The organism is Herbiconiux oxytropis (genome assembly GCF_024979315.1).
In the GTDB taxonomy this organism is placed as follows: domain Bacteria; phylum Actinomycetota; class Actinomycetes; order Actinomycetales; family Microbacteriaceae; genus Herbiconiux; species Herbiconiux oxytropis.
In genome coordinates, this window is the sequence record NZ_JANLCK010000018.1 from 23972 (window position 1) to 46356 (window position 22385).

18 protein-coding genes are annotated in these 22385 nt (G+C 67.2%); 10 read left to right on the forward strand and 8 right to left on the reverse strand.

Annotated elements, in window-relative coordinates:
- Positions 1 to 37 precede the first annotated feature (37 nt).
- The 4 genes from dnaE (at position 38) to N1028_RS19065 (ending at position 6788) form a co-directional block, all read left to right on the forward strand.
- Entirely contained in the window at positions 38 to 3502 is a 3465-nt protein-coding gene (dnaE, locus tag N1028_RS19045; RefSeq protein ID WP_375163417.1) for a DNA polymerase III subunit alpha, read from the forward strand.
- Positions 3503 to 3851: 349 nt separating this feature from the next.
- Positions 3852 to 5159, forward strand: coding sequence for a histidinol dehydrogenase (hisD, locus tag N1028_RS19055; protein WP_259531108.1), 1308 nt, complete (start codon positions 3852 to 3854; stop codon positions 5157 to 5159).
- Between the two features lie 58 nt (positions 5160 to 5217).
- Positions 5218 to 5730, forward strand: a complete 513-nt coding sequence (gene nrdR, locus N1028_RS19060) for a transcriptional regulator NrdR (protein ID WP_259531109.1) — start codon at positions 5218 to 5220, stop codon at positions 5728 to 5730.
- On the forward strand, positions 5727 to 6788 hold the full coding sequence (locus tag N1028_RS19065; RefSeq protein WP_259531110.1) for a quinone-dependent dihydroorotate dehydrogenase: 1062 nt from the start codon (positions 5727 to 5729) through the stop codon (positions 6786 to 6788). Before nrdR ends, N1028_RS19065 begins: the two co-directional genes overlap by 4 nt.
- On the opposite strand, the gene N1028_RS19070 is transcribed toward N1028_RS19065, so the two are convergent.
- Both N1028_RS19070 and N1028_RS19075 read right to left on the reverse strand, forming a co-directional pair.
- A complete protein-coding gene (locus tag N1028_RS19070; RefSeq protein WP_259531111.1) occupies positions 6773 to 7270 on the reverse strand; it encodes a MarR family winged helix-turn-helix transcriptional regulator in 498 nt (165 codons plus the stop codon). The two genes, N1028_RS19065 and N1028_RS19070, sit on opposite strands and share 16 nt — an antisense overlap.
- Positions 7271 to 7387: 117 nt before the next feature.
- Positions 7388 to 7963, reverse strand: a complete 576-nt coding sequence (locus tag N1028_RS19075) for a DUF3043 domain-containing protein (protein WP_259531112.1) — start codon at positions 7961 to 7963, stop codon at positions 7388 to 7390.
- Positions 7964 to 7999: 36 nt separating this feature from the next.
- Between N1028_RS19075 and N1028_RS19080 the strand changes: the two genes are divergently transcribed.
- From N1028_RS19080 to ctaF, 5 genes are all read left to right on the forward strand, one after another.
- The gene (locus N1028_RS19080) at positions 8000 to 9421 is read left to right on the forward strand and encodes a dipeptidase (protein ID WP_259531113.1); all 1422 of its coding nucleotides are present in this window, start codon (positions 8000 to 8002) and stop codon (positions 9419 to 9421) included.
- Between the two features lie 60 nt (positions 9422 to 9481).
- Positions 9482 to 9862 (forward strand): HesB/IscA family protein, encoded by a 381-nt coding sequence (locus N1028_RS19085; RefSeq protein WP_259531114.1) that lies wholly within the window; start codon positions 9482 to 9484, stop codon positions 9860 to 9862.
- Positions 9863 to 10020: 158 nt separating this feature from the next.
- Positions 10021 to 10899 (forward strand): aa3-type cytochrome oxidase subunit II, encoded by an 879-nt coding sequence (ctaC, locus tag N1028_RS19090; RefSeq protein WP_259531115.1) that lies wholly within the window; start codon positions 10021 to 10023, stop codon positions 10897 to 10899.
- A gap of 9 nt (positions 10900 to 10908) precedes the next feature.
- Positions 10909 to 12648 carry an aa3-type cytochrome oxidase subunit I gene (ctaD, locus tag N1028_RS19095; RefSeq protein WP_259531116.1) on the forward strand — a complete coding sequence of 580 codons (1740 nt, stop codon included), beginning with the start codon at positions 10909 to 10911 and terminating at the stop codon, positions 12646 to 12648.
- A gap of 3 nt (positions 12649 to 12651) precedes the next feature.
- Positions 12652 to 13071 (forward strand): aa3-type cytochrome oxidase subunit IV, encoded by a 420-nt coding sequence (gene ctaF, locus N1028_RS19100; protein WP_259531117.1) that lies wholly within the window; start codon positions 12652 to 12654, stop codon positions 13069 to 13071.
- A 714-nt stretch (positions 13072 to 13785) separates the two neighbouring features.
- Here the strand turns inward: ctaF and N1028_RS19105 are convergent.
- The 5 genes from N1028_RS19105 to ctaE form a co-directional block, all read right to left on the reverse strand.
- Positions 13786 to 15045 carry a cell wall-binding repeat-containing protein gene (locus N1028_RS19105; RefSeq protein WP_259531118.1) on the reverse strand — a complete coding sequence of 420 codons (1260 nt, stop codon included), beginning with the start codon at positions 15043 to 15045 and terminating at the stop codon, positions 13786 to 13788.
- A gap of 199 nt (positions 15046 to 15244) precedes the next feature.
- Positions 15245 to 16966: a cytochrome bc1 complex cytochrome b subunit gene (gene qcrB / locus N1028_RS19110; protein ID WP_259531119.1), complete on the reverse strand. Its 1722-nt coding sequence runs from the start codon at positions 16964 to 16966 to the stop codon at positions 15245 to 15247.
- Positions 16963 to 18033 (reverse strand): cytochrome bc1 complex Rieske iron-sulfur subunit, encoded by a 1071-nt coding sequence (gene qcrA, locus N1028_RS19115; protein WP_259531120.1) that lies wholly within the window; start codon positions 18031 to 18033, stop codon positions 16963 to 16965. Before qcrA ends, qcrB begins: the two co-directional genes overlap by 4 nt.
- Before the next feature lie 54 nt (positions 18034 to 18087).
- Positions 18088 to 18882 carry a cytochrome bc1 complex diheme cytochrome c subunit gene (qcrC, locus tag N1028_RS19120; protein WP_259531121.1) on the reverse strand — a complete coding sequence of 265 codons (795 nt, stop codon included), beginning with the start codon at positions 18880 to 18882 and terminating at the stop codon, positions 18088 to 18090.
- A 49-nt stretch (positions 18883 to 18931) separates the two neighbouring features.
- On the reverse strand, positions 18932 to 19522 hold the full coding sequence (gene ctaE / locus N1028_RS19125; RefSeq protein WP_259531122.1) for an aa3-type cytochrome oxidase subunit III: 591 nt from the start codon (positions 19520 to 19522) through the stop codon (positions 18932 to 18934).
- 142 nt (positions 19523 to 19664) lie between these two features.
- Between ctaE and trpD the strand changes: the two genes are divergently transcribed.
- Positions 19665 to 20717, forward strand: coding sequence for an anthranilate phosphoribosyltransferase (trpD, locus tag N1028_RS19130; RefSeq protein ID WP_259531123.1), 1053 nt, complete (start codon positions 19665 to 19667; stop codon positions 20715 to 20717).
- On the opposite strand, the gene glpK is transcribed toward trpD, so the two are convergent.
- The gene (glpK, locus tag N1028_RS19135) at positions 20718 to 22232 is read right to left on the reverse strand and encodes a glycerol kinase GlpK (RefSeq protein ID WP_259531124.1); all 1515 of its coding nucleotides are present in this window, start codon (positions 22230 to 22232) and stop codon (positions 20718 to 20720) included.
- Between the last annotated feature and the right edge of the window lie 153 nt (positions 22233 to 22385).

Genomic DNA, 22385 nt, shown 5'->3' on the forward strand with positions numbered 1-22385 from the left:
CTCCTTCGTGCACCTGCACGTCCACAGCGAATACTCGATGCTGGACGGCGCGGCGAGGGTCAAACCCCTCATCGAAGCGGCCAAGGAGCAGGGCATGCCCGCCGTGGCGGTCACCGACCACGGCAACGTCTTCGGTGCCTTCGACTTCTGGAAGACGGCCACCGAAGCGGGCATCAAGCCCATCATCGGCACCGAGGCCTACCTCACCCCCGGCACCCACCGCAGCGACAAGACGCGGGTGCGCTGGGGCAACGGCGGGCAGGACGACGTCTCGGGCGCGGGCGCCTACACGCACATGACCCTGCTCTCGGAGAGCACCGAGGGCATGCACAACCTGTTCCGGCTGAGCTCCAAGGCGAGCATCGAGGGCTACTACTTCAAGCCCCGCATGGATCGCGAGCTGCTCAGCCAGTACGGCAAGGGCCTCATCGCCACCACCGGATGCCCGTCGGGCGAGGTGCAGACCCGGCTGCGGCTGGGGCAGTACAAGGAGGCCGTCAAGGCCGCCGCCGACTTCCGCGACATCTTCGGCCGCGAGAACTACTTCTGCGAGATCATGGACCACGGGCTCGACATCGAGCGCCGCATCATGACCGACCTGCTCAAGCTCGCCGACGAGCTGCAGCTGCCGCTCGTGGCCACCAACGACCTGCACTACACGCACGCGCACGACGCCACGAGCCACGCAGCCCTGCTCTGCGTGCAGTCGGGCTCGACCCTCTCCGATCCGAACCGGTTCAAGTTCGACGCCGACGAGTTCTACCTCAAGAGCGCCGCCGAGATGCGCCAGCTCTTCCGCGACTACCCGGAGGCGTGCGACAACACCCTGCTGATCGCCGAGCGCTGCGAGGTGGCCTTCGACACGAACGCCAACTACATGCCGCGCTATCCGGTGCCGGACGGCGAGACCGAGGCCACCTGGTTCGAGAAGGAGGTCGAGGCGGGGCTCAAGGAGCGCTACCCGAACGGGGTCACGCAGGAGGTGCGCGAGCGCGCCGACTACGAGGTCGGGGTCATCCAGCAGATGGGCTTCCCCGGCTACTTCCTCGTGGTGGCCGACTTCATCAACTGGTCGAAGCGCAACGGCATCCGAGTGGGCCCGGGCCGTGGCTCCGGTGCGGGGTCCATGGCCGCGTACGCCATGAAGATCACCGACCTCGATCCGCTCGTGCACGGCCTCATCTTCGAGCGCTTCCTCAACCCGGACCGCGTCTCCATGCCCGACTTCGACGTCGATTTCGACGACCGTCGCCGCGGCGAGGTCATCAAGTACGTCACCGAGAAGTACGGCGACGAGCGCGTGGCGCAGATCGTGACCTACGGCACCATCAAGGCCAAGCAGGCGCTGAAGGACTCCGGCCGGGTGCTCGGGTTCCCCTTCAGCATGGGCGAGAAGCTCACGAAGGCGATGCCGCCGCCCATCATGGGCAAGGACATCCCGCTCTCGGGCATCTTCGACAAGGCGCACCCACGGTTCAAGGAGGCCGTCGACATCCGCACGGTCATCGAGAGCGACCCCGAGGCGCGCACGGTGTTCGACACCGCGCTCGGCATCGAGAACCTCAAGCGGCAGTGGGGCGTGCACGCGGCCGGCGTGATCATGTCGAGCGACCCGCTGATCGACATCATCCCGATCATGAAGCGCGAGCAGGACGGCCAGATCGTCACGCAGTTCGACTACCCCGCCGCGGAGTCGCTCGGACTGATCAAGATGGACTTCCTGGGGCTCAGGAACCTCACGATCATCGACGACGCGCTCGACAACATCCGCGCGAACCGGGGTGAGGACCTGGTGCTCGAGGATCTCGAGCTCGACGACAAGCCCTCCTACGACCTGCTCGCCCGTGGCGACACGCTCGGCGTGTTCCAGCTCGACGGCGGGCCCATGCGCGGGCTCCTCAGGCTCATGAAGCCCGACAACTTCGAGGACATCTCGGCTGTCCTGGCCCTCTACCGCCCGGGCCCGATGGGTGCCGACTCGCACACCAACTACGCGCTGCGGAAGAACGGCATCCAGCCGATCACCCCGATCCACCCCGAGCTCGCCGAGCCGCTGCTCGAGGTGCTCGGCGGCACCTACGGCCTCATCGTGTACCAGGAGCAGGTGATGTCGATCGCGCAGAAGCTCGCGGGCTTCACGCTCGCGCAGGCCGACCTGCTGCGCCGCGCGATGGGCAAGAAGAAGAAGTCAGAGCTCGACAAGCAGTACGAGGGCTTCTCGAAGGGCATGCACGACAACGGCTACTCCGAGGCAGCGGTCAAGACGCTCTGGGACATCCTGCTGCCGTTCTCCGACTACGCCTTCAACAAGGCGCACTCGGCGGCCTACGGCGTCATCTCCTACTGGACCGCCTACCTCAAGGCGCACTATCCGGCCGAGTACATGGCCGCGTTGCTGACGAGCGTGGGCGACTCCAAGGACAAGATGGCGATGTACCTGAGCGAGTGCCGCCGGATGGGCATCAAGGTGCTGCCGCCGGACGTCAACGAGTCGATCGGGTTCTTCACGGCCGTCGGCACCGACATCCGCTTCGGCCTCGGCGCCGTGCGGAACGTCGGCATGAACGTGGTCGAGCTCATCAAGGCCGCTCGCGAGGAGAAGGGCGCCTTCACCTCGTTCGGCGACTTCCTGAAGAAGATCCCGCTCGGTGCCGCCAACAAGCGCACGATCGAGTCCCTCATCAAGGCGGGGGCGTTCGATTCGCTCGGGTCGACCAGGCGCGCGCTCATCGAGGTGCACGAGGGACTGATCGAGAACGCGGTGTCGCAGAAGCGCAACGAGGCCAACGGCCAGGTCGGGTTCGACTTCGACTCGCTCTGGGATGCGCCCGAGGAGGTGCACGACATCCCCGTGCGCCCCGAGTGGGCCAAGCGCGACAAGCTCGCCTTCGAGCGCGACATGCTCGGGCTGTACGTGTCGGACCATCCGCTCGCGGGTCTCGAGATCCCGCTCGCGAAGGTGGCGTCGACGTCGATCCTCGACCTGCTGGAGAGCGAGCACACGCAGGACGGCGACCAGGTGACGGTCGCGGGCCTCATCACGAGCGTGCAGCACCGGGTGGCCAAGAACTCGGGCAACCAGTACGGCATGATCACGGTCGAGGACTTCGCGGGAGAGATCACCGCGATGTTCATGGGCAAGACCTATCAGGAGTTCGGCCCGGCGCTCACGAACGACGCCATCGTGGTGGTGCGGGGCCGCGTCTCGCTCCGAGACGACGGCATGAACCTGCACGCGTTCAGCCTCTTCCAGCCCGACCTCGGTCAGGCCGCGGGCGCGTCGGGTCCGCTGCAGATCTCGCTCGCCGAGTTCAAGGCCACGACCGACACGGTGCAGGCGCTCAACGACGTGCTCATCCGGCACTCCGGCGACACCGAGGTGCGGTTGCGCCTCGTCAAGAACGACAACGTGCGGATCTTCGAGGTGCCGTTCGGGGTCAATGTGACAGCCGACCTCTTCGGCGAGCTCAAGTCGCTGCTCGGCCCGAACTGCCTCGCCTAGCTGTACTGCCCAGGCAGGTTGATCAACCGGCTGATGGGTGGTCTTGCCGGCGGTGGCGGTGTGGGGTCTGTGGTGATTGTCTTCATGGAGCCATCCGGGGAGGGCTTGAGCGAGAGCCATCTCCCTGTCGAACTTCTCGGTCTGCCCCTCGTCGAGCCGCCCTGACTGATGCCGTGCAGCCCCACACTGGCGGGGTCCACCCCCTCCTGTTGCCCCCGCGGCGTTCTCGCGATGCCACGGCGGGGCGGTGATGAAGGTGGGGCGCGGGCACGGTGTCGCCTTTCGTCCTGGACGGAACTGGATGCCGTCACCAGGAGGTCAGCGGCGGACTGGGTAGGCTGGTTACGCCATGATCCAGACCATCGACCTCCGCGGCCAGACGCCCACCCGAGCTCAGCTCACCACCCTCGTGCCGCGCCCCGACACCGATGTGTCGGTCGCTGCCGAGGCCGCCGCAGCCCTCCTCGAGGCCGTCCGTGCCGACGGGCTCGTCGCCCTCCGCGATCAGGCCGAGCGCTTCGACGGGGTCGTGCCCGAGCACGTGCGCGTTCCGCAGAGCGAGATCGATGCGGCCGTCGTGGGGCTCGACCCCGCCGTGCGCGCGGCGCTCGACGAGGCCATCGTGCGCGTGCGGCAGGCCACCGCCGCCCAGATCCCGGATGCCCGCACCACCACGCTCGCCGACGGCGCGGTGGTGGAGCAGCGCTGGCACCCGGTCGAGCGCGTGGGCCTCTACGTGCCGGGCGGCAAGGCGGTGTACCCCTCGAGCGTGGTCATGAACGTGGTGCCCGCCCAGCTCGCCGGTGTCGGATCGATCGCGATCGCGTCGCCGCCGCAGAAGGAGTTCGGCGGCTCCATCCACCCCACCATCCTAGGCGCGGCCGGTCTCCTCGGCGTCACCGAGGTCTACGCCATCGGGGGAGCGGGAGCCGTCGGCGCGCTCGCCTACGGGGTCGACGAGATCGGCCTCGAGGCCGTGCAGGTCATCACGGGCCCCGGCAACGTCTTCGTGGCCGCCGCCAAGCGACTCGTGCGCGGTGTCGTCGGCATCGACTCCGAGGCCGGCCCCACCGAGATCCTCGTCATCGCCGATGAGAGCGCCGACCCCGAGTTCGTGGCCGCCGACCTGGTGAGCCAGGCCGAGCACGACGAGCTCGCGGCCGCGGTCCTCGTCACGGACTCCGCCGCTCTCGCCCAGAACGTCGTGGCGGCCCTCGGGCGCGCCGCGGCCACCACGACGCACGCCGAGCGCGTCGCGATCGCCCTCGACGGCCCGCAGTCGGCCATCGTGCTCGTCGACAGCATCGAGCTCGCGGCCGCGGTGAGCAACGTCTACGGCCCCGAGCACCTCGAGCTGCAGACGGCCGATCCGGATGCGACGCTCGGCCTCATCCACAACGCCGGCGCGATCTTCGTGGGCGCCTATTCGCCCGTGAGTCTCGGCGACTACCTGGCGGGCTCGAACCACGTGCTCCCCACCGGTGGCCAGTCCCGCTTCTCCTCGGGCCTCGGAGCGTACACGTTCCTCCGCCCGCAGCAGATCGTGCGCTACGACCGATCCGCCCTCGACGCCGTCGCTTCGCGGATCGTGGCGCTCTCCAGCGCCGAGAACCTCCCGGCCCACGGCGACGCCGTCACGGCGCGCTTCGCCCGCTGACCGCCCTGGGCCCCGCTCCCGCCCGAGGGCCTCGGCGCTCCACTACCATGGAGGTGCCATGTACTGTCCCTACTGCCGCTACCCCGATTCCCGCGTCGTCGACTCCCGCACGACCGACGACGGTCTCGCCATCCGACGCCGGCGCCAGTGCCCTGACTGCGGTCGGCGTTTCAGCACCACCGAGACCGCGAGCCTCAGCGTGATCAAGCGCTCCGGCGTGGTCGAGCCGTTCAGCCGGGAGAAGATCGTGAGCGGTGTGCGCAAGGCCTGCCAGGGCCGCCCCGTCACCGACAGCGACCTCGCGGTGCTCGCCCAGCGGGTGGAGGAGACCGTGCGACTCTCCGGCGCGGCGCAGATCGACGCCAACGACATCGGCCTCGCCATCCTGCAGCCCCTCCGCGAGCTCGACGAGGTGGCCTACCTGCGGTTCGCGAGCGTCTACCAGGCCTTCGACTCGCTCGACGACTTCGAGAGCGCCATCACGCTGCTGCGCGTCGAGCACGAGCAGGCGCACGACGACGAGAGCCCTGCGGCCGCCCAGGCACGCGACACCACCGGTTCCTACGAGTGAGCGGCGTCTACGGACTCCTCTTCCGGCACGTGCTGTCGAAGATGGATCCGGAGCGGGCCCACCATCTCGCCTTCTCGGTCATCGAGGCCATTCCGGCGCTCCGGCTCGAGCGACTCGTGAGCCGCTTCACGGGTGCGCAGGGCGGCGACCTGTCGGTCGAGGCGCTCGGTCTGCGGTTCCCGACCCCGTTCGGGCTGGCCGCGGGCTTCGACAAGGATGCCAAGGGCATCCGCGGGTTCGGCGCCCTCGGCTTCGGCCACGTCGAGGTCGGCACGATCACGGCGCGAGCGCAGCCGGGCAACCCGCGCCCGCGGCTGTTCCGACTCGTGCCCGACCGCGCCGTCATCAACCGCATGGGTTTCAACAACGCAGGAGCGTCCGGAGCGTCGCTGCGGCTCGCCCGCACGCGCTCGCTCCGCCATCCGCGACCCGTGATCGGCGTCAACATCGGCAAGAGCCGTGTGGTCGAGGTCGAGGATGCGATCAGCGACTACCTGCAGAGCACGCGCGCACTCGCACCCATGGCCGACTACCTCGTGGTGAACGTGTCGTCGCCGAACACCCCGGGCCTCCGCGGCCTGCAGGAGATCGACCGGCTCGCGCCGCTCCTGGAGGCGGTCAAGGCCGAATGCGGACCGACGCCGCTGCTGGTCAAGATCGCGCCCGACCTCTCCGACGAGGAGGTGCGCAAGGTCTCCGCCCTCGTCGTCGACCTCGGCCTCGACGGCATCATCGCGACCAACACGACACTCTCGCGCGAGCGCCTCGTCACCTCACGCGAGGTCGTGGAGGCCGCCGGAGCCGGTGGGCTCTCGGGTGCGCCGCTCGCCGCCCGTGCCCTCGAGGTGCTGGTGCTCATCCGCTCCGTCGTGCCGGCGGAGCTCTGCGTCATCTCGGTGGGCGGCGTCGACACGGCGGTCGATGTGCAGGAGCGCATCGACGCGGGCGCGACCCTCGTGCAGGGCTACACGGCGTTCCTCTACCGCGGCCCGCTGTGGGCGCGCCAGATCAACCGCGGCCTGGTGGCGCTGCGGGCGGGGCGTCAGGCCCGGCGGTAGCGCTCGCCCGAGCCCTCGTCGAGGGCGGGCGCGACGGTGTCGGCCGCTGCCGCCAGATCGCGGAAGACGCGCTCGACCACGTGCGCGTCGTGCGGATCGAGCGACTCCGCGAGTGCTCGGATCCGCTCGGGCTGGTCGTGCGAGGCCATCACCTCGAGCCCGGCCTCGGTGGCGTCGATGCGGAGGCTCCGCCGATCCTCGGAACGGGCGCTCCGGGTGGCCAGGCCGCGCTTCTCCAGGCGGTCGAGGAGCACGGTGACCGAGGCGCTCGTGATGCCGAGGCCGGCAGCGAGGTCCTTGGGGCCGATCGGTCGCTCGGCGAGGCCGGCCTCGCGCAGCAGGCGCATCGCCGCGAGGTCGTTCTCCTTCAGGCCCGACCGCTCCGTCTCACGCCGCAGCATCTTCAGTTCGGCCACGCGGAGGTCGGCGATCGCCGCCAGCACGCGCCTCGCGGAATCGGTCACGGTGGTGTCGTCCGTCATCAGCCGATCGTGGCCCCTCGTCGCTTTCCGATCCATTCGGTGAGTACGCTACCCCCGAACCCGAGGATCGGCCCGCAATCGCGTCGGCACCCGGTTCAGGATCGCCGAGCCTCCCGATCAGCTCGGGAACTGGCCGCGCTTGACCTGGGGCTTCGGCAGGCGCAGTCGACGGAACTGCAGGGCGCGCATGGTGGCGTACCAGCGCGTGCCGCGCTCGATGTTGTCGGCGCCGAACTTCTCGCGGAGCTTCTTCAGCAGGCGGAAGCCCAGCAGCACGCAGTCGCCGACCACGATCAGCACGAAAGCGTACAGCCCGAGCATCACGCCCGACTGCACCTCGGGCAGGGGCACGAGGGTGAGCAGGATGACGACGAACATGATCGGGATGAGGAACTCGCCGATGTTGAAACGCGCGTCCACGTAATCGCGCACATAGCGGCGCTGCGCTCCCTTGTCACGAGCGGGGAGGTAGCGATCGTCGCCGTTGGCCATGCCGATGCGCGCCTTGTCGCGCGCCTCCTGCTGGCGGCGTTTGTAGTCGCGACTCGCCTCTTTGCGGTCGTTCGGCACGAGCGGCCTGGCGTTCGCGGCCTCCCGCTCCTTGCGGGTCGGGGTCGCGCGACCCTTGCCGATCGTCGACTCCTCCACAGGCGCGTCGATGGGGGGCTGCTCGGTGCTCGTCTTCTTGGCCACGGTGTCCTCGTTCGTTCGTCTCTTAAGATTACCTGCATGACAGACCCGAGTGGCTCCCCGTTCTCCCAGGTAGACGATCGCGAGCAGCGCCTCGCCGAGGAGGTGCGGCTGGCGCTGCCGGCGAGCATCGCCGAGCTCAGCGGTCTCGTGCGCATCCCGTCGGTGTCCTGGAGCGCCTTCGATCCCGCCCAGGTGGCGGCGAGTGCCGAGGCGGTGGCGGGCCTCGCCCGCGAGACCGGTGTCTTCGAGTCGGTCGAGATCCTGCGGGCCGAGACCGGCACGGGGGAGAAGGGGCAGCCTGCCGTGCTGGCCACGCGCGCCGCTCGGAACGGCCGTCCGACCGTGCTCCTCTACGCCCACCACGACGTGCAGCCGCAGGGAGACGACGCCGACTGGGAGTCGCCGCCGTTCGAGCCGACCGTCCGCGGCGACCGGCTCTACGGCCGGGGCGCGGCCGACGACAAGGCGGGAGTGGTCTCGCACCTGGCGTCCGTGCGGGCGCTCCGGTCGGTCGCGGGAGACGACTTCGACCTCGGTCTCGTGCTCTTCATCGAGGGCGAAGAGGAGTTCGGCTCGCGCTCGTTCGCGAACTTCCTCGAGGTGCACCGCGAGAAGCTCGCCGCCGACGTCATCGTCGTGGCCGACTCCGACAACTGGGACGCCGAGACCCCTTCGCTCACCATCAGCTTGCGCGGCAACGTCACCTTCCGGCTCACGGTCTCGACCCTCGCGCACGCCTCGCACTCGGGCATGTTCGGGGGAGCGGTGCCCGACGCGATGCTCGCCGCCTTCCGGCTCGCCGCCTCGTTGCACGACGAGAACGGCTCCGTGGCCGTCGCGGGCCTCACCTCCCGCGAGATGCAGACGCCGGAGTACACCGACGAGACGCTCCGGAACGAGGCCGGCCTCCTCGAGGGAGTCTCGCCCATCGGCACCGGGTCCGTGCTCTCGCGGCTCTGGGCACAGCCCGCCATCACGATCACGGGCATCGACGCCCCGTCGGTGGCCAATGCCTCCAACACCCTCGTCCCGAGCGTCTCGCTCCGCGTCAGCGCGCGCATCGCCCCCGGTCAGGATCCGCAGGAGGCCTTCGAAGCGCTCGAGGCGCACATCCGCTCGCACGCCCCCTTCGGCGCGAAGGTCGAACTCGACGACGTCGACACCGGCAGCCCGTTCCTCGTCGACACCTCCGGCTGGGCGGTCACGGCGGCGAAGGACGCGATGCGGGACGCCTGGGGTGCCGAGCCCGTCGAGGCCGGCATCGGCGGATCGATCCCGTTCATCGCCGACCTCGTGCGCGTGTTCCCCGAGGCGCAGATCCTCGTGACGGGCGTCGAAGACCCCCACACGCGGGCGCACAGCCCGAACGAGTCGCTGCACCTCGGCGTCTTCCACCGCGCCATCGGCACCGAGGCGCTCATGCTTCTCCGCATGAACGACCGGGCAGGGAATAACTGACCTCTGCCCCAGGTTGCCGGAGTTAGACTTCCGACATACTTCCGAGCGAATGGAGTGAACATGAGCGACTCGACACTGACTGTGCCCGCTGAGGGACAGACCGTCGAAGCCCCCGCGCACAAGGTCGGCATCACCCCCGCCGCGGGCACGAAGGTCAAGAACCTCCTCGAGCAGGAGGGTCGCGACGACCTGCGCCTGCGCGTGGCCGTGCAGCCCGGCGGCTGCTCCGGCCTGATCTACCAGCTCTACTTCGACGAGCGCATGCTCGACGGCGACAACGTCGTCGACTACGACGGCGTCGAGGTCATCGTCGACAAGATGAGCGTTCCCTACCTCGAGGGCGCCACCATCGACTTCGAGGACACGATCCAGAAGCAGGGCTTCACGATCGACAACCCGAATGCCGGCGGAAGCTGCGCGTGCGGGGATTCGTTCCACTAGAAAGCACTTCTCATCAGGGCCGTCCCACATCGGGGCGGCCCTTTTGCGTGCCCTACCAGACGCCGATCCGGTGTGGCTGTGGCAACGGCGGGTAAATCGACCCAGTAGGCTAGGAGAAGGTCAAATACACTGTGGTGTAGCTTCCCGAAAGGTCTGTGGTGCGCTCTAACCGACGTCTCCGATGGGCTGCGATACCGATCGCAGCCGTACTGTCAGTTGTCCTCGCCGGGTGCACGCAGGACCAGCTCCAGGGCTGGCTTCCCACCGAGCCCGGCACCACGAACAACGTCGATCGCGTCATCGGCCTCTGGGTCACCTCGTGGATCGTGCTTCTCGTCGTGGGTGTCATCACCTGGGCGCTCACCATCTGGGCGATCGTCGTGTACCGCCGCCGCAAGGGGCAGACCGGCCTTCCGGCTCAGCTGCGCTACAACATGCCGATCGAGATCTTCTACACGATCGTCCCGCTCATCCTGGTGCTGGGCTTCTTCGCCTTCACGGCGCGCGACCAGGACGCGATCGAGGCGGCCTACGACGACCCCGAGGTCACCATCCAGGTCTTCGGCAAGCAGTGGGCATGGGACTTCAACTACGTCGACGAAGACGTCTACTACGCCGGGGTGCAGGGTCAGGACGACCCGGACGACGCCAACGGCAACCTGGTCGAGTCCGAGATCCCCACCCTCTACCTCCCCGTCGGCAAGACCGTCGAGGTGCAGCTCGAGTCGCGCGACGTCATCCACTCGTTCTGGGTCATCGACTTCCTCTACAAGAAGGACATGCTGCCCGGCAAGACGAACTACATGTACGTCACGCCCGAGCGCGAGGGAACCTTCACCGGCAAGTGCGCCGAGCTCTGCGGCGAGTACCACTCGATGATGCTGTTCAACGTGAAGGTCGTCTCCCAGCAGGAGTACGACGACTACATCCAGTCGCTCCGCGACTCCGGCCAGGAGGGTCAGCTCGGCCACGAGTACGACCGCAACCAGAACCTCCCGGGCATCGGCACGCCCGAGCACCACGAAGAAGAAGAGTAGGAACGCGACATGACTGCAACCGTCGACGTGACGTCGGCCGGCACTCCGGCTCCCCTTCCCACTCCCTCGAAGACCGTGGGGCGGAAGGGCAACATCCTGGTCAAGTGGATCACCTCCACCGACCACAAGACCATCGGGTACATGTACCTGATCGCCTCGTTCATCTTCTTCTGCCTCGGCGGCGTCATGGCCCTCGTCATCCGCGCTCAGCTGTTCGAGCCGGGCCTGGAGCTGCTGCAGACCAAGGACCAGTACAACCAGCTCTTCACGATGCACGGCACGATCATGCTGCTGATGTTCGCGACGCCGCTGTTCGCCGGCTTCGCCAACGCGCTCATGCCGCTGCAGATCGGTGCGCCGGACGTCGCGTTCCCGCGACTGAACGCCTTCGCGTTCTGGCTGTTCCTCTTCGGCTCGCTGATCGCGGTCTCCGGCTTCCTCACCCCGCAGGGTGCGGCCTCCTTCGGCTGGTTCGCCTACGCACCGTTGTCGTCGACCACGTTCACACCGGGAGACGGCGGAAACCTCTGGGTCTTCGGCCTGGGCCTCTCGGGCTTCGGCACCATCCTCGGTGCGGTGAACTTCATCACCACGATCATCACGCTGCGTGCCCCGGGCATGACCATGTTCCGGATGCCGATCTTCACCTGGAACATCCTGGTCACGTCGATCCTCGTGCTGATGGCCTTCCCGGTGCTGGCCGCCGCGCTCTTCGCACTCGGTTCGGACCGTGTCTTCGGCGCCCACATCTACGACGCGGCCAACGGCGGTGTGCTCCTCTGGCAGCACCTGTTCTGGTTCTTCGGGCACCCGGAGGTCTACATCATCGCGCTGCCGTTCTTCGGCATCGTCTCCGAGGTGTTCCCTGTCTTCAGCCGCAAGCCGATCTTCGGCTACAAGACGCTGATCTACGCCACGATCTCGATCGCGGCCCTGTCGGTCACGGTGTGGGCGCACCACATGTACGTCACCGGTTCGGTGCTGCTGCCCTTCTTCGCCTTGATGACGATGTTGATCGCCGTGCCCACGGGTGTGAAGATCTTCAACTGGATCGGCACGATGTGGCGAGGCTCCGTCACGTTCGAGACGCCCATGATCTGGGCCATCGGCTTCCTCATCACCTTCACCTTCGGTGGTCTGACCGGCGTCATCCTCGCGTCGCCGCCGCTCGACTTCCACGTCTCGGACACGTACTTCGTGGTGGCGCACTTCCACTACGTGGTGTTCGGCACGGTCGTGTTCGCGATGTTCTCGGGCTTCTACTTCTGGTGGCCCAAGTGGACCGGCAAGATGCTCAACGAGCGTCTCGGCTACTGGCACTTCTGGCTGCTGTTCATCGGCTTCCACACCACGTTCCTCATCCAGCACTGGCTGGGCGTCATCGGCATGCCACGTCGTTACGCCACCTACCAGCCCGAAGAGGGCTACGAGTGGATGAACCAGCTCTCCACGATCGGTGCGTTCGTGCTGGCGGCCTCGATGATCCCGTTCTTCCTGAACGTGTACGTCACGGCCCGCAAGGCACCCAAGGTCACGGTCAACGACCCGTGGGGCTACGGCCGGTCGCTCGAGTGGGCCACCTCGTGCCCGCCGCCGCGGCACAACTTCACCTCGATCCCTCGCATCCGCTCGGAGTCGCCGGCGTTCGACCTGAACCACCCCGAGGCCGGCATCCCGGTCGGTGTGGGTCCGGCGAAGGATGCTCCGGATGCTCCCACCTACGACGTCTCGCAAGGCAAGGTCAAGTAACCCATGAGAGCCAACACCAATCTCTTCTGGATCCTGTTCGTCTTCATGCTCCTGGCCACGGCGGCGTACACGATCTGGTCGTTGCTCTACTTCGACGGCCAGATCGAGTGGGTGGGCACGCTCGGCATCGGCCTCGCGGCCATCCTGTCGGCGTTCCTCGCCTTCTATCTCGGCCGCGTGCACAAGTCGCAGGGGGGCGAGCTGCCCGAAGACCGCCTCGACTCCAACATCGATGACGGCGACCCCGAGATGGGCTTCTACAGCCCCTGGAGCTGGTGGCCTATCATCCTCGCGGGTGGCGGAGCGCTTCTCATGCTGGGTCTCGCTGTGGGCTTCTGGATCTGCTTCATCGCCGGAGCCCTCACCCTCGTCGCCATCGTCGGCTGGGTCTTCGAGTACTACCGCGGCTACTTCGCCCGCTGATCTTCCGCTGCATCGAAGGCCCGCCCCTCACTGAGGGGCGGGCCTTCGTCTTTGCCCGCTTCTATGAAGAGCCGACGGTGAGTGCGCCGCCCGTCTAGGGTGATTCGCTGCAAGAAGGTGCACCGGGCGTGGCAGCCGAAACTGCGATTGGGTCGTACGACTCGCCGACGCTGGTCGCGAGGCCCGAACGATCGAGGCAATGCGTTCCATCCGAGTGATGCGCCGCGCGATCACCGCCGATTCATCCACGAGGCCGCGTCCGCCCATCGGGGCTCCCTCGTCTCCGCCAGAAGCGACCGGTCCGACGCCCCGCTCCCACCCTCCGGCCCCCGACACCCTGCGTTAGTCGTCGAACTGCTCGTGCACCTCGATGTACTCGCCACCGGGGAGTCGAACGATGGGGCCGGACTCGGAGCCGTGCAGCACGATTTCGCGGTCCTTCCTGTAGGCGTTCCTCGCGTTCTACCTCGACCGCGTGCACAAGTCGCAGGGCGGCGAGCTGGCCGAAGACCGCCTCGACTCCAACATCGACAGCGGCGACCCCGAGATGGGCTTCGACACCCCTCATCCTCGTCGCCATCGTCGGCTGGGCGTTCGAGTACTATCGCAGCTACTTCGCCCGCTAGGCCCTTACCGCCACGCAGAAAAGCGCCCGCTCCCTCTGAAGGAGCGGGCGGCTTTCTGCCCGCAGCAGTCAGCTGCCTGCTGGGCAGGTCACGAACAGGCGGGGAGGTTCTCGAGGTTGGCGTCGAGGGTCGCGGGGCCGCCCAGGAGCACGATGTGCTTCGGTTTGAGCGCTCGTACCTGTGCGGCGACATCGCTCGTCACACAGCTCTTGCGGGTGAGCAGGACGGGAGCGGTCTTGACGCCCGCCAGGACGCCGCCAGCGAGGGCGTCGGGGTAGTTCGCTCCCGTGGCGAAGTACACCGTGTCGATCGGACCTGTGAAGTGTGCAGCAGTGATGTTGGCGGAGACGGCAAACCGGTCATCACCATCGATTCGCGTGACGGCACCGGTAGTCGTCTTCAGGTCGGTTGCAAGCCCGGCCGAAAGTGTGTCCTCACCCCCGAACACGGTGCTGGCGGTGACCCCGCGCGACGTCAGGAGGGCCTTCTCCTCTGCGGACAGGGCCGTGGCCTCCCCGTTGACGAGCAGTACTGGCGTCTTGACCTTTGCGGCCGCTGGGCTTGCACTCAGGGCATCGGGGAACTTTAGCCCGCTGGCCACGTAGATGTTCGTGGAGGCCATTGCCCCGAACATCGGATTGCTGATGAGATTGCGGGAGACGGCGAAGCGATCTGCGCCGCCGATTCGGGTCACAGTTGCGTTGTTCCGCATGTCTTGAAGCTGCTCAATGAGCTCGGGCTTGAGCGTGCTCTCGCCTCCGACCACCACGATGTGAGCGGGATCGAAGTGGTTGACGACGTTGTAGACGTAGTTCGGAAGCGTGGTCGACCGTGCGAGAACCAGTGGTGCCCCGCGCTGTGCGGCGATCGCCGAGGCGCTCAAGGCGTCGGAGTAGTTCTCGCCGCTGGCGATGTAGACAACTGCTGCTGTGCCCGGCGCGACCTGAAGGGCGATGTTTGCAGCCGCCTCGTAGCGGGTGTCGCCGTCGATCCGCTCGACGATCGAGGTGGTCGGAACGATGTCCGCCACGCAGGACTTCTCACCGAAGCCGCCCACGTTGTTCCTGAACTGCATCGTGAAGGGGTAGCTGCCCACCTTCGTGGGTGTGCCGGTGATCTTCGGTGTCTGGTTGGCTGCCTTTGTGAGCGACAGTCCGTCGGGGAGTGAACCCGCCGCGATCGTGCCGTCGTAGCCGGATCCCGACTCGCCGTCGAGAACGTCGAACTGCACCGGCACCCCGACCTTCGAGATCTGAGGCGGACACGTCACCAGGCCCGGGTTCGCTCCCGGAAGAGCTGAAGCGGCCTGTGGCGCGGTCAGCGCAACGGTGAGGACGACACCGGTCAACGCGGGACCAGCGATCATCGACGTCAAACGACGCCGTCCGGGGGTAGGTCGAGAGTTCATGGTTCGGGCTTTCTGTTGGTGGAAGGGTCCAACAGACAGCCTGTGGCCGAGGGGGCGGCGGGTGTTATGAGCAGTTCATGCTCAGTTACGCCGAAGGGCCCCTCGCGCGGAGTGCGAGGGGCCCTTCGGGGGAGTGGGGCTACGGCTTGGTGAGGCCGGGGCCTTCCTCGAGGGAGTGGTCGGTGCCGTCGCCGTGGGTGCCGTGGTGGCCGTGGCCGGACTCGAGCTCCTGCTGCTGGGCGGGAGCGATGCGGTCTTCGAAGAACCAGCGCGAGACGCGGGAACGGAAGCGCATGCCGGGCGTGATCTGACCCTTGGCGTTGGGGCGGAGCATGATCGGCTCGTAGACCTCGTAGTCGACCAGGCGCCAACGCTCGTAGTCGTCGACCTGTTCGTGCACCTCGATGTACTCGCCACCGGGGAGTCGCACGATCCGGCCGGACTCGAAGCCGTGCAGCACGATCTCGCGGTCCTTCTTCATGAGCGCGATGCACACGCGCTTCGTGACGAAGAACGCCAGGAACGGTCCGAGCACGACCCACGCCTGGATGGTGTGGATGACGCCCTCGATCGACAGCTGGAAGTGCGTCGCCATGAGGTCGGACGAAGCCGCCGCCCAGAGGCCCGCGTAGAAGGTGACGCCGGCCGCACCGATGGCCGTGCGGGTGGGGGCGTTGCGCGGGCGATCGAGGATGTGGTGCTCGCGCTTGTCTCCCGTGACCCAGCCCTCGATGAAGGGGTAGGCGGCCACGGCGGCGAGCAGGCCCACGAGCGCGATCACAGGCACGATGATGTTGATCGACCAGGTGTGGTCGAGCCAGACGAACTCCCATCCCGGCGGGATCAATCGCAGGGCGCCGTCGGCGAAGCCGATGTACCAGTCGGGCTGGGTACCCGCCGACACCGGTGAGGGGTCGTACGGGCCGTAGTTCCAGATCGGGTTGATCGTGAAGAACGAGGCCATGAGGGCGATGACGCCGAACACCAGGAAGAAGAAGCCACCGGCCTTCGCCGCGTACACGGGGAGGATCGGGTAGCCCACGACGTTGTTGTTCGTGCGGCCGGCACCGGCGTACTGCGTGTGCTTGTGCACGATCACGAACACGAGGTGGAGGGCCAGGAACGCCACGAGGATCGCCGGCAGCAGCAGGATGTGCAGCGTGTAGAGGCGCCCCACGATCGCCGTGCCAGGGAACTCTCCGCCGAACAGCAGGAACGAGGTCCACGTGCCGATCACCGGGATGCCCTTGATCAGGCCGTCGATGATCCGGAGGCCGTTGCCCGAGAGCAGGTCGTCGGGGAGCGAGTAGCCCGTGAAGCCCTCAGCCATGGCCAGGACGAACAGCAGGAAGCCGATGACCCAGTTGAGCTCACGCGGCTTGCGGAACGCACCCGTGAAGAACACGCGGAGCATGTGCAGGCCGATGGCCGCGATGAACAGCAGTGCCGCCCAGTGGTGGATCTGGCGCACCAGGAGTCCGCCGCGCACATCGAACGAGATGTGCAGCGCCGACTCCATGGCCGCCGACATCTCGACGCCCTTCATCGGCACGAAGGCGCCGTCGTAGTGCGTCTCGACCATCGATGCCTGGAAGAAGAACGTCAGGAACGTCCCGGACAGGATGATGACGACGAAGCTGTAGAGCGCCACCTCGCCGAGCATGAACGACCAGTGGTCGGGGAAGATCTTGCGGCCGAACTCCTTGACGACGCCCGAGATGCTCGTGCGGTCCTCGAGGTAGTTCGACGCCGCGGCGGTGAAGCCACCGCTCTTCGGCTTCGCGGGCCCGTTGTCGGTGGCGGCCGCGGCGCCCGCAGGCGTGCTGTCTCCCGATCCGGTCCTGTCGATCGTGCTGGTCATGAACGCTCCCAGAAGCTAGGGCCGACAGGCTCGTTGAAATCGCTCCGGGCCACGAGGTAGCCCTCGGAGTCCACCTCGATGGGCAGCTGGGGCAGAGGGCGCTTGGCCGGTCCGAAGATGACCTCGCACTCCTTCGTCACGTCGAAGGTCGACTGGTGGCAGGGGCAGAGCAGGTGGTGGGTCTGCTGCTCGTACAGCGCCACGGGGCAGCCGACGTGCGTGCAGATCTTGGAGTAGGCGACGATGCCGTCGTACGACCAGTCCTCGCGACCGGGGCTGATCGTCAGGTCGTCGGGGTTCAGGCGCATGAGCAGCACAGCGGCCTTGGCCTTCTGCTCGAGCAGGTCGTGGCGCTCGTTGAGGCCCTCGGGGATGATGTGGAAGACCGAGCCGATCGTGACATCCGAAGCCTTGACCGGGATGCCCGACGGGTCGAGCGTGAGGCGTGAGCCCTTCTTCCACATGGTGTGGCTGAGCAGCTCCACGGGATCCTCGTCCTGAGGAGCCCAGCCGCGGAAGAGCACGAGGCCCGGCAGCGGGAACGCCACGAGGGCGCCGATGAGGCTGTTGCGGATGAGCGTGCGACGACCGAAGCCCGACTCCTGGTCGGCCTCGTGGAAGATCTCGACCGCGCGGTCGCGGGTGGCCTGCGTGCCGCGGATCGGGTGGCGCTCGTCGATGCCCTCCTTGTCGGCCATCAGCGCCTTGCCCCAGTGCACGGCACCGAGGCCGATGCCGAAGAGGGCGAGCGCGGAGCCGACACCGATGAACAGGTTGTTCAGGCGGATCGCCGCGATGTCGCCGTCTTCGATCGGGAAGGCCATGTAGGCCGCGAGGGCGAAGATGCTGCCGGCGATCGACAGGTAGAACAGCGTGTAGACCGTGCGCTGGGCGTGCTTGGCCTTCTTGGGGTCGAGATCCGTGACGCGCTTGCGGTGGGGCGGCTCGCCCGGGTTCACCACATCGGAAGCAATGACCGCGGTGCCGGTCGAAGCGGCTCGACTCGTCTCGACGGCCGACGAATCTGAAGCGGCAGAATCGTGCCCGCTCACCTCGTCATGTGCCATTGTTTTCCCTTTCGAGCTTGCTGTTGTGTGCTGTGCCTGTGTTCACGTGCGCGGCTAGTTCGACTTCGCGGTCAGCCAGACCATGAGGCCGATGATCGCCCCGAGTCCGAAGATCCAGGCGAACAGACCTTCGGCGACCGGCCCGAGGGCACCGAGCTCGTAGCCGCCGGGGGACGGGTTGTTCTCGATGTACTTCAGGTAGGTGATGATGTCGCGCTTGTCTTCGGGCGTGAGGTTGTCGTCGTTGAAGACCGGCATGTTCTGCGGACCGGTGAGCATGGCCTCGTAGATGTGGGTGGCGAGCACTCCAGTGAGCTCGGGGGCGTACTTGCCCTCGGTGAGCGCTCCACCGGCACCGGCGACGTTGTGGCACATGGCGCAGTTGATGCGGAACAGCTCGCCGCCGTTGGCCGCGTCGCCGTCGGCCTGCAGCAGGCTCTCGTCAGGGATCGCGGGGCCGGGGGAGATGGAGGCGACGTAGGCCGCGAGGGCGAGGGTCTGCTCGTCCGTGAACTGGGTCGGCTTCTGCATGGCCTGCGGGCCCTGCATGGCCATCGGCATGCGGCCGGTGCCCACCTGGAAGTTGACGGAGGCTGCCCCGACGCCGATCAGCGCGGGGCCGTCATCGGTGCCCTCGAGGCTCATGCCGTGGCAGGTGGCGCAGTTCGCGGCGAAGAGCTTCTCGCCCTCGTCGATGACCGCCTGGCTCGTGATCTCGGTGTCGGCGGTCGCGGTGGTGGTGCTGCTGAACGCCGCGTATCCTCCGCCGGTGACGACCAGGCCGATCGCAATCAGCACGACAGTTGCCAGGGGATGGCGTCTGCTGGCTTTCCTGCTCCTGCGGGCCATTCTCTCTACTCTCTGTTTCGGGGCTTCGGGTGGATCGGTGCGGGCTGCGCTACTTGAGCACGTAGATCACGAGGAACAGTCCGATCCAGACCACGTCGACGAAGTGCCAGTAGTACGACACCACGATGATCGAGGTCGCCTCTTTGTGACCGAAGTTCTTGACCGCGAACACCCGCCCGAGCATGAGCAGCATCGCGATGAGACCGCCGGTCACGTGGAGCGCGTGGAATCCGGTCGTGAGGTAGAAGGCCGAGCCGTACGCGTCGCCGTCGAACGTGATGCCCTCGGAGACGAGCGTCGCGTACTCGAGCACCTGGCCGCTGACGAAGATGGCGCCGAAGGCGTACGTGAGGAAGAGCCACTCGGTGACACCCCAGTCCTTCGGCTTCCAGCTCGTTCGCTTCGCCTGGCCGCGCTCGGCGGCGAAGACGGCGAACTGGCACCAGAAGGAGGAGATGACGAGGATGATCGTGTTCACCAGCGCGAACGGCACGTTGAGGATCGACGCCTGCTCGGCCCACGCGCCCGGGTTGGTGCTGCGGAGGGTGAAGTAGATGGCGAAGAGGCCCGCGAAGAACATGACCTCGCTGCCGAGCCACACGATGGTTCCCACCGCCACGATGTTGGGGCGCTGGACCATGGGGGCACTCTGAGATTGGGTCAATGAGCTGCTCGTCACAAGACCATTATGTCCGATTTCCCAGCTTGGTTTTGCACAGCGGCGCCCTTGCGTGGCGGTACCGGCGTGTCCCGCGTGAGGAGCGACCCATAGGATCGTTCGTATGGCTGAAACACATTCCTGGCCCGACATGATCGCGCACCTGCTGACCGGATCCGATCTCTCGATCTCCGAGGCGAGCTGGGCGATGAACAAGGTCATGCTGGGCGAGGTGACGGAAGCCCAGCTGGCGGGATTCCTCGTCGCGCTCCGGGCCAAGGGGGAGACGGTCGATGAGATCGTCGGGTTCCGTGATGCCATCCTCGACCACGCGCTGCCCATCCGGGTCGACCCGTTCGTGCTCGACATCGTGGGCACGGGAGGCGACCGGTTCGGCACCGTGAACGTGTCGACCATGGCCTCGATCGTGGCCGCCGCGAGCGGGGTGCCGGTGCTCAAGCACGGCAACAAGGCGGCGAGCTCGCTGTCGGGATCCTCCGACGTGATGCGCTCGCTCGGCATCGACATCGACATCGAGCCCGAGCGCGTGGCGGAGGTGCTGCTGGAGACCGGGATCTCGTTCGCCTTCGCCGCGAAGTTCCACCCGGGCTTCAAGAATGCGGCCGCCGTGCGCGGTGAGCTCGGTGTGCCGACGGTGTTCAACTTCCTCGGCCCGCTCTGCAACCCGGCCCGCGCCGAGGCGTCGGCCGTGGGCGTCGCGCACCTCGACCGGGTGCCCCTGATCGTGGGCGTGTTCCAGACCCGAGGGGCGACCGCCTTGGTGTTCCGCGGCGACGACGGACTCGACGAGCTCACGACGACCGGCCACAGCCACATCTGGGAGGTCTCCCGCGGCTCCGTCAAGGAGCACGACCTCGATCCCCGAGACCTCGGCATCGCCCGTGCCGACATCGAGCAGCTGAAGGGCGGCGACGCGGCCTACAACGCCGACGTCGTGCGCCGGGTCGTGTCGGGGGAGCAGGGCCCCGTGCGTGACATGGTGCTGCTGAACGCCGCGGCCGGCCTCGTGGCCTTCGAGCTCGCATCCGACCCCACCGAGGTCGACCGCACGATCGTCGACCGCCTCCGCGAGAAGATGACGATCGCGGCGGAGGCCATCGACTCGGGTGCGGCGGCGCGGAAGCTCGAGGACTGGATCGCGGCTAGCAACCGCTGATCACTTCACATCTTCGTCGACCCAGTCGAGGGTCTTCGTGACGGCCTTCTTCCAGTTGCGGTAGAGGCGGTCGCGTTCGGCGGAGTCGAGGGCGGGCTCCCAGCGGGAGTCCTCCTGCCAGTTGGCGCGGAGCTCGTCGAGGTCGGCCCAGTAGCCCACGGCGAGACCCGCCGCGTAGGCCGCACCGAGGGCGGTCGTCTCGGCCACGACGGGGCGCACGACGGGGACGTCGAGGATGTCGGCCTGGAACTGCATGAGCAGGTTGTTGGCGATCATGCCTCCGTCGACCTTGAGCTCGGTCAGCGGCACCCCGGAGTCGGCGTTGACCGCGTCGAGCACCTCCTTGGTCTGGAAGGCCGTCGCCTCGAGCGCCGCACGGGCGATGTGGCCCTTGTTCACGTAGCGGGTGAGGCCCACGAGCGCACCACGCGCATCCGATCGCCAGTAGGGAGCGAAGAGACCGGAGAAGGCCGGCACGAAGTAGGCGCCGCCGTTGTCGTCGACGGTCTTGGCGAGCTCCTCGATCTCGGGTGCGGAGGAGATGATGCCGAGGTTGTCGCGCAGCCACTGCACGAGCGATCCGGTGACCGCGATCGAACCCTCGAGCGCGTAGCGCGGCGCGTCGTCGCCGAGCTTGTAGCCGAGCGTCGTGAGGAGGCCGTTCTGGGACTTCACGATCTCGGTGCCCGTGTTGAAGATGAGGAAGTTGCCGGTGCCGTAGGTGTTCTTGGCCTCACCCGCGTCGAAGGCGGCCTGGCCGAAAGTCGCCGCCTGCTGGTCGCCGAGGATCCCCGCGACGGGGACCTCGCGCAGAAGAGACGACGTGTGCACGGTGCCGTAGACCTCGGAGGAGGACTTGATCTCGGGCAGCATCGACTTCGGCACACCGAAGACCTCGAGGATGTCGTCGCGCCACTGGAGCGTCTCGAGATCCATGAAGAGGGTGCGCGAGGCATTCGTGACGTCGGTGATGTGCACGCCGCCGTCGACGCCTCCGGTGAGGTTCCAGGTGACCCAGCTGTCGGTCGTGCCGAAGAGCAGGTCGCCGGCCTCGGCCTTCTCGCGGGCACCCTCGACGTTCTCGAGGATCCAGACGATCTTCGTTCCGGAGAAATAGGTGGACAGGGGCAGACCCACGATGTCCTTGAACCGCTCGGCACCGCCGTCGGCCGAGAAGCGGTCGACGATCTCCTGCGTGCGGGTGTCCTGCCAGACGATGGCGTTGTAGACGGCTTCGCCGGTGTTCTTGTCCCAGACCACCGCGGTCTCGCGCTGATTGGTGATGCCGACGGCCTTCACGTTGTGCCGCGTGATGTTGGCCTTCGAGAGAGCCTGGCCGATGACCTCGCGGGTGTTGTCCCAGATCTCCTTGGGATCGTGCTCGACCCAGCCGGCCTTGGGGAAGATCTGCTTGTGCTCGAGCTGACCCGTGGAGACGATCGAGCCGGAGTGATCGAAGACGATCGCCCTGGTGCTGGTCGTGCCCTGGTCGATCGCGATGATGTAGTCCGACATGACAAACTCCTTTGTTCACAAGTGGCCGGGACAGGAAGAGGGCCGGTCCACATCGTCGTGGACCGGCCCTCGTGGTGCTAGGTGAGGATGGGCAGGAGCGGGATGGCGGCGAGGCCCGCGAGGACACCACCGATGATGGGGCCGACGACCGGC

Bases quoted from the DNA above. Each gene is read 5' to 3' on its own strand.
- ctaE (WP_259531122.1), bottom strand. From the start codon at position 19,522: ATGGTCCAGCGCCCCAACATCGTGGCGGTGGGAACCATCGTGTGGCTC.
- dnaE (WP_375163417.1), top strand. From the start codon at position 38: ATGCTGGACGGCGCGGCGAGGGTCAAACCCCTCATCGAAGCGGCCAAG.
- N1028_RS19070 (WP_259531111.1), bottom strand. From the start codon at position 7,270: ATGACGGACGACACCACCGTGACCGATTCCGCGAGGCGCGTGCTGGCG.
- qcrA (WP_259531120.1), bottom strand. From the start codon at position 18,033: ATGGCACATGACGAGGTGAGCGGGCACGATTCTGCCGCTTCAGATTCG.
- qcrB (WP_259531119.1), bottom strand. From the start codon at position 16,966: ATGACCAGCACGATCGACAGGACCGGATCGGGAGACAGCACGCCTGCG.
- N1028_RS19080 (WP_259531113.1), top strand. From the start codon at position 8,000: ATGACAGACCCGAGTGGCTCCCCGTTCTCCCAGGTAGACGATCGCGAG.
- N1028_RS19085 (WP_259531114.1), top strand. From the start codon at position 9,482: ATGAGCGACTCGACACTGACTGTGCCCGCTGAGGGACAGACCGTCGAA.
- hisD (WP_259531108.1), top strand. From the start codon at position 3,852: ATGATCCAGACCATCGACCTCCGCGGCCAGACGCCCACCCGAGCTCAG.
- ctaF (WP_259531117.1), top strand. From the start codon at position 12,652: ATGAGAGCCAACACCAATCTCTTCTGGATCCTGTTCGTCTTCATGCTC.
- qcrC (WP_259531121.1), bottom strand. From the start codon at position 18,882: ATGGCCCGCAGGAGCAGGAAAGCCAGCAGACGCCATCCCCTGGCAACT.
- nrdR (WP_259531109.1), top strand. From the start codon at position 5,218: ATGTACTGTCCCTACTGCCGCTACCCCGATTCCCGCGTCGTCGACTCC.
- trpD (WP_259531123.1), top strand. From the start codon at position 19,665: ATGGCTGAAACACATTCCTGGCCCGACATGATCGCGCACCTGCTGACC.
- ctaD (WP_259531116.1), top strand. From the start codon at position 10,909: ATGACTGCAACCGTCGACGTGACGTCGGCCGGCACTCCGGCTCCCCTT.
- glpK (WP_259531124.1), bottom strand. From the start codon at position 22,232: ATGTCGGACTACATCATCGCGATCGACCAGGGCACGACCAGCACCAGG.